This window comes from Bacillus cereus group sp. BfR-BA-01380 (assembly GCF_022663535.1).
GTDB classification, from domain to species: Bacteria; Bacillota; Bacilli; order Bacillales; family Bacillaceae_G; genus Bacillus_A; species Bacillus_A cereus_BB.
In genome coordinates, this window is record NZ_JAKUFS010000007.1 from 94,902 (window position 1) to 109,807 (window position 14,906).

The following is a 14,906-nucleotide window of genomic DNA, read 5'->3' on the forward strand; positions in this document are numbered from 1 at the left end:
TAGGGAGGACGAGAGAATCTGGTCACGCATAGAAGCGGTCAGGGCCTTTTCCTGCCACATGCTAGGTTTAAAACAAAGAGAGCCAGCAAGTGCAGGTTATATTGTGTTCTGCATAGCTGCGATTTATGTGTTGGAAAATTAAACTGAATTTATATAGTCACAGTTAATGGACAAGTAAGTTAATAATATCCATACATATATTCCTCGTCTATTTTGGTAAGTACTCTCAATGCATTTAATGGTTGCACCTGTATTACATAAGTAATAAAAAGGTAGCGAATAAAACAGAAAGAAATATGATGATGCTTTTTCCTTTCGTTTTATACCACGTTTGAACAGCATATATCCCACCGCCTATTACTAAAGGGATACAACCGATTACTTGCAAAATAGTTAGGGATAGTAAGCGCCCTAAAGTTGATAAAAAAAGTCCTAGTAAAATAATCCCATTTGTGAAAAGAAATTGAGAAGATTTAAAGGTAGTTATAGCCGCTTTTTGTTCCTCTTTATTCATTTTAAAGTATGCTCTCATGCTAAAAAAAATCGGTATCAACCAAATAAATAAAAAGCTTACCAGTTTATCGATGTCTATATACAAAGATAAGGCTCCTTCCAAGAGAATTACATCATTTCATGAAAAAATATCCCTGATGCAACAAGCAAACATACTGTAATCCCTACACGTTTAATGCTCGTCATTTGATGGCGCGCTCCGCTAATTCCTGCTAATAAACTAGCGATAGCTAATAGCCCCCAGTACATAGACGTCGAAAGTGGGAGGGACTGTTCTACATCTTTTCCGATCCCTGCAAAAATAATTGGCAGAAGAACGAGTGAAAAACAAACGATGCCCATGAGAAGAATAAGCAATTTTTTATGTGCGATTCCTTTTATCATAAAAAATAATCCCCCGCCAATACCGCATAGTACAAGAACGGGTACGAAACATATCCAAAGTAAGACGAAGATTTGCATGTGTAAAAAAGCCTCCTGTGTTATGAGTGTTGTTTTGAAATGTTAGTTACATTTTACAATATAAGTATTATTTTGGATATTAAAAATATGGATGGTTGATAGAAATCAACGTTATACATATGAAATTATACATATTCGGATAAAATGTATTAGGGATTAATGTTACATAATAGTTCGAAATTTCATAATCAAAGTAAAAATCACCTTAGCGTTTACTAAGGTGATTTTTGTTCTGTTATTGATTAACATATTTGCTCTGCTTTTTTATTGGTAGAAAGATGAGCATGGGATGTCGATTGTTGAACTTGTAATTCACGATCTACCATCTTATCTAATCGCTTGATTGCTTGCAGTGCTTTTTCATAAGAGATTGCTCGGTAGTGATGTGCCCCGCCCGGTTCTTCATCGGCTTCGTCTGCCCATTTAATAATATTTTGGAGAGGTGTTCTCTCAAGTGATTGTTCTAGTAGAAAAGAATCAGTGTGCAGGAGAATGGCAACAGAAATTTCCTTTGCTTGTTTTGGATGTTCTCCTAATCGGATTAGCAATTTATGAGCTCTTTCTGCTCCTTTAATGGCGTGTATATCATTCTTTTTATATAATTCATAGTCCCATTCCCCATCACGATACCATGTATGATGTCCGATATCATGAAGAAAGCCAGCCTTTGTTGCCGCGTCGACTGAGGCGTGATGCTTTTTTGCTAAGTGAAACGCATGATAAGCGACGGCAATCGCATGGACCATTCCAGAACGGTTTACATACTTTTGTGTAATATGGTGTTGGAAAATTTGTTCAAGCGTGATACGGCGCATAAAGCATTCACTCCTTTTGTTCATTGATGTATATGATGAAAACGAATAGATAGCCATAAGTATATTTTGAACATTTTACTTCATCATATTGTGTTAGTAAAGTAATTAGTGATGTAATAGGGAAATTTTTATTCTACTTTTACTTGAATATAACCAGCATCGCCTTGCTCCCAAAAAACGCCGATATAATATACGTATGTTCCAGGTTTACTTGGAAGAGGAATTGTATTGTGAGTTGTATTTCACACTATTAATTTTATTTCGGATAGGAAAAGAGAATCTAGTATTTGCTAGAGAAGACCATGTCGTTAGGGTTGATAGAAGAGATAAAAAAACTCATAATATAGAGCGAGGTATCAAAAATCCTACTGGTACAGAAATCATGCCCAACTTTGGAGATATTTTAACAGAATGATCAAGAATTGTATAAATGTCTATTTCACATAGCCATATTTGGTCATATATATATGGTACCCCTATAAAGAAAGGATTTGACTTTATGGCTCTTTTAACTAACTGTGAAACCTGCACTCCTCCTGCGGGTTCAACACCTATTCTCACTCTGAATGTACCTGGTGGGCTTGCTATTGACCTATTAGGAATTCATATTGAAGCTTGTCCAATCTGTGTTACAGTATTCACTGATGGTGGTACACTAACAGCTCAACAACAAGACATTGTAGATAACCTTCTTCAGACTGTTCGTATTTTTAATCCGGATATTAAAAACTTTCAAAAATAAATAAACTAATAAGTGTATAGATATATCAAAAAGCCTTCGGTTTTCTCCTTAAGGCTTTTTGAAGTGAACCCATAAAGTTAGACGGGTTATTTGATTATGCGGCGGTTAAGGTCTGAACTCGGTATTGTTACTTAGTTCAGGCCTTTTAATTTTGCCTTAATTCGTTTGTGATTGTAGTAATCTATATATTTCATTAGTTCTTTCTTAATTGATCTACACTTTCAAATTCCTTCATAATGCGTTGCACTTTTTTAGGTGTGAGTTCTGGCTAGTCGTTTTGGGAATACTCCACGAATTTAACGTAACTGGATATAAAAAAATCGGATTGCTTATAAAAATGCACAAAACCCCCGAATTGTGGACGAAAAAAATTTCCATGATTCGAGGTACAGTTCACACATGCATGCTCCCTCTGTTTTAAACCTCGCCCGTGGCAGAAAAAGGCCCTGACCGCTTCTACGCATAGCCAGAAGCTTTCGTCTCTCGAAAAAGAAGTTTGGTTTTAATTAACTGATTAGTTCGAAAAAAACGTTCTGTTTTGACTAATCAATTAAATAATTATGTTAAAATTAAATTACATTTATTTGGAAAGGTTGTGTTTGTTTGGAAAATGAAATAGTTATTCCAAAGAAGAACGGTATAATTAGTTATCTTTCTTTGGTTATTGGAATTATTTGTTTTTTTATCGTTTTTGTAACACCGACAAGAATAGCGAATATCGGAAGTTTAGTTGGAGATTATATAACATTTTTTCTTACGGGAATAGGTATCATACTTTCTATAATCGGGATAGCGAAGAAAACAGAGAAAAATGTAGTTCCTATAATATCTTTAATCCTCTCCTCTTCTTTCTTTATATTTTGGATAATCGCGATTTTCTTATTGGTGACGGGTCAAATTGAATTTGCTCCGTAGCATGCAAATACCTTTAAACTATAGTTCAAAAAGAATAGTAAAATATTTCGCCAAAAAACGCTCAGACTTCTGAGCGTTTGAATTTTTTAACAAATAAGTCGCTGCTATGTAAAATACAACATGCCCCGTACTTGTTTGCTCTTTTTGTTTTAAACCTCGCCCGTGGCAGAAAAAGGCCCTGGCCGCTACTATGCACGGCCAGAAGCTCTCGTCCTCCCCTAAAAAAGGGTTTTTTATATCTGTTTTACCCCTGCTTATTTTTTTACACCTTGCTCTAGCGTCGCTAACATCTCATGCTTTTCACTATCATCAGCATTTTTCCAAATCACTTCGAATAACACACCAAGTCCTGGAAGCATTTTTTCTTCTCCGCTTTGAATCGCATCGACAATTGTTTCTTGTAATTGGTCTTGTGTATTTCCAGCTATGTTTGCTAATACAGCACCGCGTAAATTAAAGTTCATCGCTTTCACCTCTTTTTAGGAATGGAAACTGACGTTAGTTTTTGTTCTTTTTTATGTAAATATGTATGAAAAATAGGCTATAATGAGAAGACAAGAAGAGAGGGAATGCATAGAATGAAAAACATTGATTCAGTACAAAATCCGCGCGTAAAGCAGTGGAAGAAGCTGCAGACGAAAAAAGAGCGCGATAAAAAAGGATTATTTTTTGTAGAAGGATTCCATTTAGTTGAGGAAGCTTTAAAAGCAGGCGTTGTAACAGAGTTAATCGTCTCAGATCAGACGGATCTTCCGAAAGATTGGACGGTTGATGATGTAGAAATGTATATTTTGTCTGAAGCGGTTGTAAAATTGTTATGTGAAACAGAAACGACACAAGGAGTATTTGCGGTTTGTGAGAAACATGAAAAAGAAATTGCTCTTACAAATGGGAAGTTTCTACTATTAGACGGCCTGCAAGACCCAGGGAATTTAGGGACAATCATTCGTACCGCAGATGCAGCTGGACTTGATGCTGTTATCCTTGGAGAAGGATGTGTCGATGTATATAACAGTAAAGTACTACGTTCTACGCAAGGTTCTGTATTCCATTTACCGATTGTAAAAGGAAACTTAGAAGAATGGGTAGACAAGTTAACTGAAAATAACGTTCCTGTATACGGAACAGCACTTGAAAATGGTGTTCCATACGGTGAAGTAGCACCGACAGGAAGTTTTGCATTAATTGTAGGTAACGAAGGGAACGGCGTTCGCCAAGAGCTTCTTGCGAAATGTAAGCAAAACTTATATATTCCGATTTACGGAGGAGCAGAATCATTAAATGTTGCGGTTGCAGCAGGTATTTTAACGTATTATTTGCAAACTTCGGTTGCGAATCGATAAAAAACTTCTTATAATAGGTGGAAGTGAAATAGTTTAAAAAACGATGATAGAGAAGAGTAACTTGCAAAATCGCCATATAGGGAGAGAGTGCCATAGACTGAAAGCATTCTTATGGTAGACGGAAGTGAATTCACCTCTGGAGTTGACGCCAGGACCATGTAAATGTAAAGGCGTTCCGGCCTAAAAAGCCGTTATAACGAATTAAGTGGGCAGACTCGTTCTGTCAATTTAGGGTGGTACCGCGAATTTACCTCGTCCCTTTTTAGGGAGCGAGGTTTTTTTATTTTTATCATTAGGAGGGTTCCAAATGGAAGCACGTTTAAAAGAGCTAAAGCAAAAAGCGTTAGAGCTGATTGAAGAAGCGAAAGAGCTAAAGGGCTTAAACGATGTACGCGTTGCGTATTTAGGAAAAAAAGGTCCGATTACAGAAGTACTGCGCGGCATGGGGAAATTATCTCCAGAAGAGCGCCCGCTTATGGGAGCTTTAGTAAATGAAGTGCGCGAGGCAATTCAAACGCGTTTAGAAGAAAAAGTTAATCATTTAGAAAAAGCAGTAATTGAAGCAAAATTAGCATCTGAAACTATTGATGTTACATTACCAGGTCGCCTTGTAGAAACAGGTTGTCACCATCCGTTAACAGCGGTTGTTGAACAGATTGAAGATGTGTTTATCGGTATGGGATATGAAGTTGCAGAAGGAACAGAGGTAGAGAAAGACTACTATAACTTCGAAGCATTAAACTTACCGAAAGATCACCCAGCGCGTGATATGCAAGACACTTTCTACATTACAGAAGAAACATTACTACGTACACATACATCTTCTGTGCAAGCAAGAACAATGGAAAATAATAAAGAAAAAGGCCCAATTAAAATTATTTGCCCTGGTAAAGTGTATCGCCGTGATGATGACGATGCAACGCATTCACATCAGTTCATGCAAATTGAAGGCCTTGTAATCGACAAAAACATTCGCATGAGTGACTTAAAAGGTACATTAGAAGTATTCGTGAAAAAAATGTTCGGTGAAGATCGTGAAATCCGTCTTCGTCCAAGTTTCTTCCCATTCACAGAACCATCTGTTGAGATGGATATTTCTTGTATGATGTGTCACGGGAAAGGTTGCGGTACTTGTAAAGGGACTGGCTGGATTGAAATTTTAGGTGCTGGTATGGTTCATCCGAACGTACTTGAAATGGCAGGCTATGATTCAAAAGAATATCAAGGTTTCGCATTCGGTATGGGTGCAGAGCGTATTGCAATGTTAAAATACGGCGTTGATGACATTCGTCATTTCTATACAAATGATGTACGTTTCTTACAACAATTCAAACGAGCGTAAGGGAAGGAGAGGATAAATATGTTCGTATCATATCGTTGGTTACAAGAGTATGTAGATATTAAAGATGTAACGGCACAAGAATTAGCAGATAAAATCACGAAAAGTGGTATTGAAGTAGAAGGCGTGGAAGTATTAAATAAAGGCGTAAAAGGTGTTGTCGTTGGTCACGTATTAGAGTGCGAAAAACACCCGGAAGCTGATAAGTTAAGCAAATGTTTAATCGACATCGGCGAAGAAGAGCCAGTACAAATCATTTGCGGTGCTCCTAATATTGCAAAAGGTTTAAAAGTACCAGTTGCAAAAGTTGGTGCTGTTCTTCCTGGTAACTTCAAAATTAAAAAAGCAAAGCTACGCGGTGAAGCTTCTCACGGTATGGTTTGTTCCTTACAAGAGCTTGGCGTTGATGGAAAATTAGTTGCAAAAGACTATGCAGAAGGTATTTTCATTTTCCCAAGTGATGTGGAAGTTGGTGCAGATGCACTTGAAATCTTAAATTTACATGATGAAGTACTTGAATTAGGATTAACGCCGAACCGTGCGGATTGCTTAAACATGTTAGGCGTTGCGTATGAAGTAGCAGCAATTTATGGCCTTGAAGTGAAACTTCCAGCAGCAGACTTACAAGAAGCAGCAGAAAAAACATCTGATTATATTTCTGTAAGTGTAGAAGCAACAGAACAAAACCCATTATACATGGCGAAAATGGTGAAAAACGTAAAGGTTGGTCCATCACCAATGTGGATGCAAACGCGTCTTATGGCAGCTGGCATTCGCCCGATTAGCAACGTAGTTGACATTACAAACTACATTTTAATTGAATACGGTCAACCATTACATGCATTTGACTACGATAAATTAGGTTCAAAAGAAATCGTTGTTCGTCTTGCAAAAGAAGGCGAAAAGATTCAAACATTAGACGATCAAGAACGTACATTACAAGCGCATCATCTTGCGATTACAAACGGAACAAAAGCATTAGCTGTTGCTGGTGTAATGGGCGGAGCTGAATCTGAAGTTGATAACGATACAGTAAACGTTCTAATCGAATCTGCATACTTCGAAGGTCAAACGGTGCGCCGCGCATCAAAAGACTTAGGTCTTCGCAGTGAATCAAGTGCACGTTTCGAAAAAGGAATCGACCCAACACGTACATTCGAAGCAATTCAACATGCAGCTGCTTTAATGGCAAAATACGCTGGTGGCGAAGCGCTTGAAGGTGTAGTAGAAGTTGATAACTTACAAGTACCAGAACATACAGTATCAGTTACAGCTGAAAAAGTAAACCGTGTATTAGGTACAGAAATCTCTGCAAGTGAAATGGGTACAATCTTTACAAACTTGAAGTTCCCATTTACAGAAGTAGAAGGAGCATTCCATGTAAACGTACCAGCACGTCGTCCTGACATTACAATTGCAGAAGATTTAGTAGAAGAAGTAGGTCGTCTGTATGGTTATGATCATATTCCAGTTACATTACCAGCAGGTACAATGACGCGTGGTAAATTAACAGTAGCGCAAGCGAAACGTCGTAAAGTACGTCGCTACCTAGAAGGTGCTGGTTTATATGAAGCAATTACGTATTCATTAACAAGCGCTGATAAAGCGAAACAATATATGGTTGAGCCGAACGAAAAAGCTCCTGTAAATCTTGCGCTTCCAATGAGTGAGGAACGCAGCCAGCTTCGTTTAAGCTTAATACCACAATTGCTAGAAGCAGTTTCATATAACAACGCTCGTAAAAACGACAGTGTTGCATTATATGAAGTAGGTTCTATCTTCTTACCAACAGCAAAAGGTGAGCTTCCAAAAGAAGAACAACATCTTGCTGGCGTTATGACAGGTCTTGCTCTTCACCATGCATGGCAAGGTGAGAAGAAAGTTGTAGACTTCTTCGTTGTAAAAGGTATATTAGAAGGATTATTCGATGTACTTGGCGTTGCAAGCAGCATCACATATGCTCCTGCACAACGTGAAGGCATGCACCCAGGACGTACAGCCGATATCTTACTAGACGGAGAAGTAATTGGCTTCATCGGTCAATTACACCCAGAAGCGCAAAAACAATTAGATGTAAAAGATACATTCGTATTCGAATTATCTCTAGTAAAAGTATTTGCTGCTCGTGCAGAAGATACTTACTACTCAGCAATTCCGCGTTTCCCATCTATGACACGTGATATGGCAGTTGTAGTAGCCAAGGAAGTAAAAGCTGGTGAAATGAAGCAAGCGATTAGCGAAGCAGGCGGAGAACTTCTAAAAGAAGTAACACTATTCGATTTATACGAAGGCGAAAAAATGGAAGAAGGCAAGAAATCACTTGCATTCTCTATGAACTACTTCGATCCAGAACGTACATTAACAGATGAAGAAGTAACAGAAGCACATAGCCGTGTATTAGCAGCGGTAGAAGAGAAATTTGGTGCGGAGTTGCGTAAATAATTTTTATATGTGAAAGAGAGGATTGTCACTCATGATAAGAGTGATGATCCTCTTTTTTTATGAAAAGAAAAAATGAATGCAACCAAATACCGGTTTTCAGTATCTAATAGGGTGTAAAGAACATGAAAACAAACGTATATTGAAATGAGTTAGCAAGGGGGTTCTGATATGGGGAAGCTAGAAGCCTTGGTGAAAAAGGCAAAAAAGGGAGATGGAGAAGCTTTTGTTTCTCTTGTACAGTGCTATGAAGATGTGCTGTACAAAGTCGCAAGTAGATTGTTACAGAAAGATGAGGATGTCGCAGATGCGATGCAAGAAGCAATCACATTGGCTTATGAAAAAATACATACACTCAAAAATGAAGAGTACTTTAATACATGGATTTGTAAAATATTGATTAATACATGTAATGGTATGTTAAACAAAAAGCAAAAGATTACTTTAGTAGATGGGCACATTGAACAAAAACAAAACAAAAATGAATTTTTGAAAATAGAACTAGAAGATGCATTAAATAGTTTAAATAAGGATTATAAAGTAGCGATAGTTTTATATTACATCGTTGGGCTTAGCATAAAAGAAATAAGTGCGTTTTTAAAAGAACCAGAAGGAACGATTAAATCAAGACTGTCCAGAGCCAAGTCGATATTACGTAATCATTATTACAGTGGTGAAGGAGTGAGCGTAAATGAAAAGTAACTTCGAAAAAGAATTTCAGCATGTGTTACATGAGGAAAAAGAAATACCTAGTATTGTTAGAAAGTCTTTAGATCATTCCTATGATGTGATACGCATGAAAGCAAAGAAAAAGAAAAGAAATGTGATGTGGCGAAAATTTGCAGTAGCAGCTTGTTGTTTTGTGATAGCTGGTGGTGTTTTTACAAATGAGCATGTACGAGCTAATATAAATAAATTCTTTCATTTTAATGATAAAGGAATTGAGCGAGCGGTTGATGAAGGATTTACACAAAAAAGCAATAGTAGGGCTACTGATAAAGGGATCACAGTAGTGCTTGACCGTTATTTTACTGATGCGAATAAACTAGGATTTAGTTTTCAATTGGTATTTGAGGATACAAGCATATTCGAGAAACCAGTGAGAGAAGTGTCTTTTGATTACCGGTTAAAAAATGGAGACGGTGAATATATTATGGAGGCTATTCCGGACACAAAGCCTTTGAAAGGCAAAAAAATGTATATGTCTGGAGGAGAAGGGAATAACCCATATATAGATGTGAAAACTGGAAAAGTTCTATATGAAGCAATATGGGAATCGAATCAAGGGGCGATTCCTAAATTGAAAGATGCAGTGTTAGAAATCGAGAGCGTCAATGTTTTTTATGAGAATAATGAACTGAAAAAAATTGATGGAATATGGAATTTACCGATTAGCGACAAAAAGAAAGAAGGAGTAAGATCAACGGTTGAATATAGGTCAGCAGAAACAACGTCTAACATCCAAATTGTATCTGCAAAGGCAAATCCAACCTCGCTTAATCTAACCTTTTCAGTTAATGAAGTAGTAGAAGGTGAAAATACTTTTATGGATATGAAGATGATAGATGAAACAGGAAAAGAATATAAATCAAAGGGGTATAGCATGAGCGTCGAGAATGCTAAAACGACTGTACATGTTAATTTCCCGATTACTTCTTATGACAAAGCAAATACATTGAAGCTCCAAATGAAGAAATTTGGAGAAGTAGAGTTAGTTAGGAAATAGAGTGCAATCAAAATCATCTGCACTTGATTTTTAACACTACATGTGGCAGGAAAAGGCCCTGACCGCTGCTATGCACGGCCAGACGCTCTCGCCCATCAAAAAAAGAGTGGTTTTATGAAGGTTTTTTAATTTGTATTTATATATAAACCACACCTTGCATCTTTCAAAGGAATGTAGTACATTAATTTTAACTTAACAAAAGAAAAGACGATGATAAGGAAAAGTAGTATATACTATAATCCAAAGCGAGTCAGGGACGGTGCGAGCCTGATGAGGCGGTATATGTGAAGAACACCTTGGAGTTGCTAACCGAAATTGAATTGTATATTCAAGAGTAGACTTAGACGGGAATCCGGCCTGTTACAAACCGGGAAGTATGTGTAATACATACGAGTTAGAGTTGGTCTTTATGACAAATTGGGTGGTACCGCGAAGTTTAACCTTTCGTCCCTTTATGGATGGAAGGTTTTTTTGTATTTAAATATAAGAAAAGGAGAATTTCAATATGGAAAACACATTAATAAAAAGTCTGTATAGAGAAACTGATAAGTATGTAGACCAAAAAGTACAAGTATCAGGTTGGATCCGTAACTTACGTGATTCAAAAGTATTTGGTTTTATCGAATTAAACGATGGTAGCTTTTTCAAAAGCGTTCAAATCGTTTTCGATACAGAATTAGATAACTTTACTGAAATTACGAAGCTTCCATTAAGCTCATCTGTTAAAGTAGAGGGAACACTAATTGCAACGCCAACTGCAAAGCAACCGTTTGAAATTAAAGCGGACAAAATCGAAATCGAGGGATTATCAGATTCTGATTACCCATTACAAAAGAAACGTCACACGTTTGAGTACTTACGTACAATCGCTCATTTACGTCCAAGAACGAATGCATTCTCGGCAACGTTCCGTGTGCGTTCTATTGCAGCATTTGCGCTTCATCAATTCTTCCAAGAGCGCGGTTTTGTACACGTTCATACACCAATTATTACAGGTAGTGATACGGAAGGTGCAGGCGAAATGTTCCGCGTAACAACGCATGATATGAACAACGTGCCAAAAGGTGAAGATGGAAATGTAGACGATTCAAAAGACTTCTTCGGCAAAGAAACAAACTTAACAGTAAGTGGACAATTGAATGCTGAAGCGTATGCATTAGCGTTCCGCGATGTATATACATTCGGCCCAACGTTCCGCGCTGAAAACTCAAACACAACTCGCCACGCTGCTGAGTTTTGGATGCTTGAGCCTGAGATTGCCTTCGCTGAATTAGAAGATGTAATGAATTTGACAGAAGATATGCTGAAATATGCAATGAAATACGTATTAGAGCATGCACCAGAAGAAATGGAGTTCTTCAACAGCTTTGTTGATAAAACAGTTCTTGAGCGCATGAATAACGTAATCAACTCTGACTTTGGACGCATCACATATACAGAAGCAATTGAAGTGCTTCAAAAATCAGGTGCAGACTTCAAATACCCAGTAGAATGGGGAATTGATTTACAAACAGAGCACGAAAGATACTTATCAGAAGAAGTATTCAAACGTCCTGTATTCGTAACAAACTATCCGAAAGATATTAAAGCATTCTACATGCGCTTAAACGATGATGGCAAAACAGTAGCTGCAACAGACCTACTTGTTCCTGGCATCGGCGAATTAATCGGCGGAAGTCAACGTGAAGAAAGAATGGATGTTTTAGTAGATAGAATTAAAGAACTAGGCATGAACGAAGAAGACTACTGGTGGTACTTAGAACTTAGAAAATACGGCGGTACAAAACATGCTGGATTTGGTCTAGGTTTCGAACGCTTCTTAATGTACATTACTGGTATGGGGAATATTCGTGACGTAATTCCATTCCCAAGAACACCAGGTTCTGCGGAGTTTTAAGATTGAAAAAAAGGTATATCAACAGCAATTAAGCTGTTTGATATACCTTTTTATTTTTCTTTTGAGCAGGGAGAGATGCGGGATAAGGAGAAACATTATGTGGAAGAGAAAGGAGCTGAATTTGTGAAAAAGAGAATGATATGTTTCATAGCAATCATGCTAATCAGTTTAAGTGCATGTGGAAAGGAAAAAGAGAAACAAGAAAAAGTAGTTCCAACATCACAAGAGGCAGAGGTTGTTACGTTTCAAGGAAAAGAGATAAAAGAAATTCAGCTGACATCTACGAAAACAAAAGGGACAAAAGTATTGAAAAAAGCAAATGATATGAAACAGCTTGTATCTGCGATGGAGCAAGCGGGATTGGCGGAAAATGGCGATGAACCAAAAACACTATCGCTAGATGAAGCAGCTAAATTGGCTATTCATTACAACATGTCTATTGATTATGGTGATGGATCGATTGGAAAATACTTTGTTTGGGTAGAAGATGACGGAGAAATTGTAATTGGGCACAAGGATACGCCAGAGAAAGAACGTGTCGAGTTTTATGATTTAAAAGAAGGTTCAAAAAAAGTTGCAGAGATGTTTAAAACAGAGTAGTAAAAGCAAAGGAGCTGACTAAAAAGTCCACTTTTTAGCCAGCTCTTTTCATTTTTCGGTATGATCCAGTTCAATGGCTCGACTACTTGTATGTCGAATAATGTCGGAAAATCGATATATTGTGTCGAAGCGTCGATATATCGGTGGTCATGGAAAAAGGACTTTGGATCAGCTCCTTGTTTAGTCTATACGTATCCTGTCCATACTGAAAAATAACTACTTCTTCAACAATCGAAACGCCTTTTCTGTGTTCGCAAAATGTAATTTCACAAACTCAGGTAATCTTTCTTTCCCAAGTTTTTGAATCAATTTTGCCGCCGCAATATCGACGTGTTTTCCGGCACCTTTTGGAAGTGACATGCCCGCTTTTTTGCTTAGTTCATCAAATTGTTTTACGAATGAATAACGGGCTAGAATGGAAGCTGCTGCAACGGCGATATGTACGCTTTCGCCTTTTGTAGCGAAATAGACATTTTCGCGTTGAACGTTTTTTTGTTTGGCTAAATATTTATAATATGTAGCCGGCTGTGTGAATTGATCAATTAAGATGCCTTCTGGTTTCGTTGGCGCTATCTTAGCCAATAAATTTGTAATGGCTTTATTATGAAGCATTGCTTTTAGTTGTCCTTGATTGTAGCCTTTGTCAAACATTTCGTTATATTTTTCGTTATGCAGAACAAGAGAGCTGTAAGGGACAACCGCCAGTAGTTGTTTTGCAATTTCACAAATTTGTGTATCGTTTAAGTTTTTTGAGTCCTTGACACCCAGTTCTTTTAATAATGGAATTTGCGTCGCATCGACATATACGGCAACAACTGTCATCGGTCCAAAATAGTCTCCTGTTCCAACTTCATCTGAACCGAGAATAGACATTGCACTGATGGAAGCTGGCGGTGCATAAGAATGGTCATTTACATTTTTCTTTCCAGAAGTTTTTGGGGGCGCGGCATTTGCTTGCCACTGACTCGCTTCTTCTGTCGCACGTCCACCTTGAAACATGACTTTTCCTGATTTATAGGCTGTAATTGTGCAAGATGGAACCTTTGCCATGAAGACACCGCCTTGAGGAACTTTTGGCTGTACTGCTTGTGCGTAATGTGTTTTCATATCCGCTATAACTGCAGAACTTACTTGAATGACAATATAATTTGACAAAATGGTTACTCCTTTTTCATTATTTATATTTTTATCATATCGAATAGTCGTTTCTGTTTCCATATGATGTTTTTTCATGGTATGATAATCTTTAGGATTCTGTACGGGATTGGAGGACAGAAAGTTGTCACAACAAAATGGAAATCGAAGTCGAATTAATGTAGAAATTTACGGTCAACAATATTCAGTTGTTGGCGATGAAAGCACAAGTCATATACGCATTGTCGCAGCGATTGTGGATGATAAAATGCGCGAACTGAATGCTAAGAATCCTTCGCTTGACACAAATCGATTGGCGGTGTTGACAGCAGTCAATGTCGTGCATGATTATATAAAATTAAAAGAAGAAAATGAAAAGTTGAAAGAAAGAATGAGACAAAAAGGACTGGAATAACATGGTTGATATTATAATTGTTTTATTGCTTGTTATGGGGTTTCTTCTTGGTTTAAGAAGAGGACTGGTATTGCAGATTGTAAAGTTAGTAAGCTTTATTATTGCCTATCTTGTCGCATATTGGTATTGCAAAGATTTAGCACCTGCATTGCAAAAAATGATTCCGTACCCATTTAAGCAAGAAGTACATGTACCAAATTGGATCAATGCAAATAATATGGAAACAGTTTTTTACCAAGCAATTGCGTTTATTGCGTTATTTATTATTACAAAAATCGCGCTAACATTACTTGGACAGCTTTTGAACATGTTTACAGAGATCCCTGTTGTGAGACAGGTTAACGCATTAGGCGGAGCGATTTTAGGTTTTTTAGAAGTATATATTATATTGTTTGTATTAATTGTGATTGGTACGATACTTCCAGTTGAGCAAGTACAAACGTCGCTTAATACATCAACAATAAGCAAAGTAATTGTAAATGATACACCGGTTCTTTCTGAAAAAGTTAAGGAATTATGGCAAACGGGTAGCAAAGTATAACTTCTCTTCTTTAGAAAGAGGAGTT

At 37.4% G+C, this 14,906-nt stretch carries 16 protein-coding genes, 1 pseudogene and 2 other annotated features; of the genes and pseudogenes, 11 read left to right on the forward strand and 6 right to left on the reverse strand.

The annotated features are described in order from the left end of the window. Positions 1 to 253 precede the first annotated feature (253 nt). From MR076_RS08835 to MR076_RS08845, 3 genes are all read right to left on the reverse strand, one after another. Complete coding sequence (locus MR076_RS08835; RefSeq protein ID WP_242219753.1) at positions 254 to 514, reverse strand: hypothetical protein; 261 nt, start codon at positions 512 to 514, stop codon at positions 254 to 256. Between the two features lie 107 nt (positions 515 to 621). Next, positions 622 to 975: an ammonia permease gene (locus tag MR076_RS08840; RefSeq protein ID WP_242219755.1), complete on the reverse strand. Its 354-nt coding sequence runs from the start codon at positions 973 to 975 to the stop codon at positions 622 to 624. A 242-nt stretch (positions 976 to 1,217) separates the two neighbouring features. Continuing rightward, the gene (locus MR076_RS08845; RefSeq protein ID WP_242219757.1) at positions 1,218 to 1,790 is read right to left on the reverse strand and encodes an HD domain-containing protein; all 573 of its coding nucleotides are present in this window, start codon (positions 1,788 to 1,790) and stop codon (positions 1,218 to 1,220) included. 499 nt (positions 1,791 to 2,289) lie between these two features. Between MR076_RS08845 and MR076_RS08850 the strand changes: the two genes are divergently transcribed. Further along, positions 2,290 to 2,532, forward strand: a complete 243-nt coding sequence (locus tag MR076_RS08850; RefSeq protein WP_141771614.1) for a hypothetical protein — start codon at positions 2,290 to 2,292, stop codon at positions 2,530 to 2,532. A 131-nt stretch (positions 2,533 to 2,663) separates the two neighbouring features. Here MR076_RS08850 and MR076_RS26540 read toward each other — a convergent pair. After that, a pseudogene (locus tag MR076_RS26540) lies at positions 2,664 to 2,767 on the reverse strand (IS3 family transposase); the annotation flags it as partial. Between the two features lie 368 nt (positions 2,768 to 3,135). On the opposite strand from MR076_RS26540, the gene MR076_RS08855 reads away from it, so the two are divergent. Next, the gene (locus tag MR076_RS08855) at positions 3,136 to 3,447 is read left to right on the forward strand and encodes a hypothetical protein (protein ID WP_090996610.1); all 312 of its coding nucleotides are present in this window, start codon (positions 3,136 to 3,138) and stop codon (positions 3,445 to 3,447) included. A 254-nt stretch (positions 3,448 to 3,701) separates the two neighbouring features. Here the strand turns inward: MR076_RS08855 and sspI are convergent, their stop codons facing one another. Continuing rightward, positions 3,702 to 3,911: a small acid-soluble spore protein SspI gene (sspI, locus tag MR076_RS08860; RefSeq protein ID WP_035431706.1), complete on the reverse strand. Its 210-nt coding sequence runs from the start codon at positions 3,909 to 3,911 to the stop codon at positions 3,702 to 3,704. 114 nt (positions 3,912 to 4,025) lie between these two features. Here sspI and MR076_RS08865 point away from each other — a divergent pair, with 114 nt between their 5' ends. The 7 genes from MR076_RS08865 (at position 4,026) to MR076_RS08895 (ending at position 12,791) form a co-directional block, all read left to right on the forward strand. Then, positions 4,026 to 4,790: a TrmH family RNA methyltransferase gene (locus MR076_RS08865; RefSeq protein ID WP_242219759.1), complete on the forward strand. Its 765-nt coding sequence runs from the start codon at positions 4,026 to 4,028 to the stop codon at positions 4,788 to 4,790. A gap of 34 nt (positions 4,791 to 4,824) precedes the next feature. Then, positions 4,825 to 5,053 (forward strand) — a binding site (T-box leader). Positions 5,054 to 5,097: 44 nt separating this feature from the next. Continuing rightward, entirely contained in the window at positions 5,098 to 6,132 is a 1,035-nt protein-coding gene (pheS, locus tag MR076_RS08870) for a phenylalanine--tRNA ligase subunit alpha (protein ID WP_242219761.1), read from the forward strand. 18 nt (positions 6,133 to 6,150) lie between these two features. Then, entirely contained in the window at positions 6,151 to 8,571 is a 2,421-nt protein-coding gene (pheT, locus tag MR076_RS08875; protein ID WP_242219762.1) for a phenylalanine--tRNA ligase subunit beta, read from the forward strand. A 168-nt stretch (positions 8,572 to 8,739) separates the two neighbouring features. Then, the gene (locus tag MR076_RS08880; protein ID WP_242219764.1) at positions 8,740 to 9,270 is read left to right on the forward strand and encodes a sigma-70 family RNA polymerase sigma factor; all 531 of its coding nucleotides are present in this window, start codon (positions 8,740 to 8,742) and stop codon (positions 9,268 to 9,270) included. Beyond that, positions 9,260 to 10,294 (forward strand): DUF4179 domain-containing protein, encoded by a 1,035-nt coding sequence (locus tag MR076_RS08885; protein ID WP_242219766.1) that lies wholly within the window; start codon positions 9,260 to 9,262, stop codon positions 10,292 to 10,294. The genes MR076_RS08880 and MR076_RS08885 overlap by 11 nt, the downstream gene beginning before the upstream one ends. Positions 10,295 to 10,495: 201 nt before the next feature. Next, positions 10,496 to 10,749 (forward strand) — a binding site (T-box leader). A 50-nt stretch (positions 10,750 to 10,799) separates the two neighbouring features. Then, positions 10,800 to 12,191: an asparagine--tRNA ligase gene (gene asnS / locus MR076_RS08890; protein ID WP_242219768.1), complete on the forward strand. Its 1,392-nt coding sequence runs from the start codon at positions 10,800 to 10,802 to the stop codon at positions 12,189 to 12,191. Positions 12,192 to 12,290: 99 nt separating this feature from the next. Then, positions 12,291 to 12,791 carry a hypothetical protein gene (locus tag MR076_RS08895; RefSeq protein WP_242219770.1) on the forward strand — a complete coding sequence of 167 codons (501 nt, stop codon included), beginning with the start codon at positions 12,291 to 12,293 and terminating at the stop codon, positions 12,789 to 12,791. 216 nt (positions 12,792 to 13,007) lie between these two features. Here the strand turns inward: MR076_RS08895 and rnhC are convergent, their stop codons facing one another. After that, positions 13,008 to 13,946: a ribonuclease HIII gene (gene rnhC / locus MR076_RS08900; protein WP_242219990.1), complete on the reverse strand. Its 939-nt coding sequence runs from the start codon at positions 13,944 to 13,946 to the stop codon at positions 13,008 to 13,010. Between the two features lie 124 nt (positions 13,947 to 14,070). Here rnhC and zapA point away from each other — a divergent pair, with 124 nt between their 5' ends. Together zapA and MR076_RS08910 are read left to right on the forward strand one after the other, a co-directional pair. Beyond that, positions 14,071 to 14,340: a cell division protein ZapA gene (gene zapA, locus MR076_RS08905; RefSeq protein ID WP_139207680.1), complete on the forward strand. Its 270-nt coding sequence runs from the start codon at positions 14,071 to 14,073 to the stop codon at positions 14,338 to 14,340. Between the two features lies 1 nt (position 14,341). After that, positions 14,342 to 14,881, forward strand: coding sequence for a CvpA family protein (locus tag MR076_RS08910; protein WP_242219772.1), 540 nt, complete (start codon positions 14,342 to 14,344; stop codon positions 14,879 to 14,881). Positions 14,882 to 14,906: the final 25 nt, after the last annotated feature.

Excerpts from the sequence above, each read along its gene's own strand:
- MR076_RS08850 (WP_141771614.1), top strand. The coding sequence starts at position 2,290 with ATGGCTCTTTTAACTAACTGTGAAACCTGCACTCCTCCTGCGGGTTCA.
- pheT (WP_242219762.1), top strand. The coding sequence starts at position 6,151 with ATGTTCGTATCATATCGTTGGTTACAAGAGTATGTAGATATTAAAGAT.
- sspI (WP_035431706.1), bottom strand. The coding sequence starts at position 3,911 with ATGAACTTTAATTTACGCGGTGCTGTATTAGCAAACATAGCTGGAAAT.
- MR076_RS08880 (WP_242219764.1), top strand. The coding sequence starts at position 8,740 with ATGGGGAAGCTAGAAGCCTTGGTGAAAAAGGCAAAAAAGGGAGATGGA.
- asnS (WP_242219768.1), top strand. The coding sequence starts at position 10,800 with ATGGAAAACACATTAATAAAAAGTCTGTATAGAGAAACTGATAAGTAT.
- MR076_RS08840 (WP_242219755.1), bottom strand. The coding sequence starts at position 975 with ATGCAAATCTTCGTCTTACTTTGGATATGTTTCGTACCCGTTCTTGTA.
- MR076_RS08885 (WP_242219766.1), top strand. The coding sequence starts at position 9,260 with ATGAAAAGTAACTTCGAAAAAGAATTTCAGCATGTGTTACATGAGGAA.
- MR076_RS08835 (WP_242219753.1), bottom strand. The coding sequence starts at position 514 with ATGAATAAAGAGGAACAAAAAGCGGCTATAACTACCTTTAAATCTTCT.
- MR076_RS08910 (WP_242219772.1), top strand. The coding sequence starts at position 14,342 with ATGGTTGATATTATAATTGTTTTATTGCTTGTTATGGGGTTTCTTCTT.
- MR076_RS08845 (WP_242219757.1), bottom strand. The coding sequence starts at position 1,790 with ATGCGCCGTATCACGCTTGAACAAATTTTCCAACACCATATTACACAA.
- MR076_RS08865 (WP_242219759.1), top strand. The coding sequence starts at position 4,026 with ATGAAAAACATTGATTCAGTACAAAATCCGCGCGTAAAGCAGTGGAAG.
- pheS (WP_242219761.1), top strand. The coding sequence starts at position 5,098 with ATGGAAGCACGTTTAAAAGAGCTAAAGCAAAAAGCGTTAGAGCTGATT.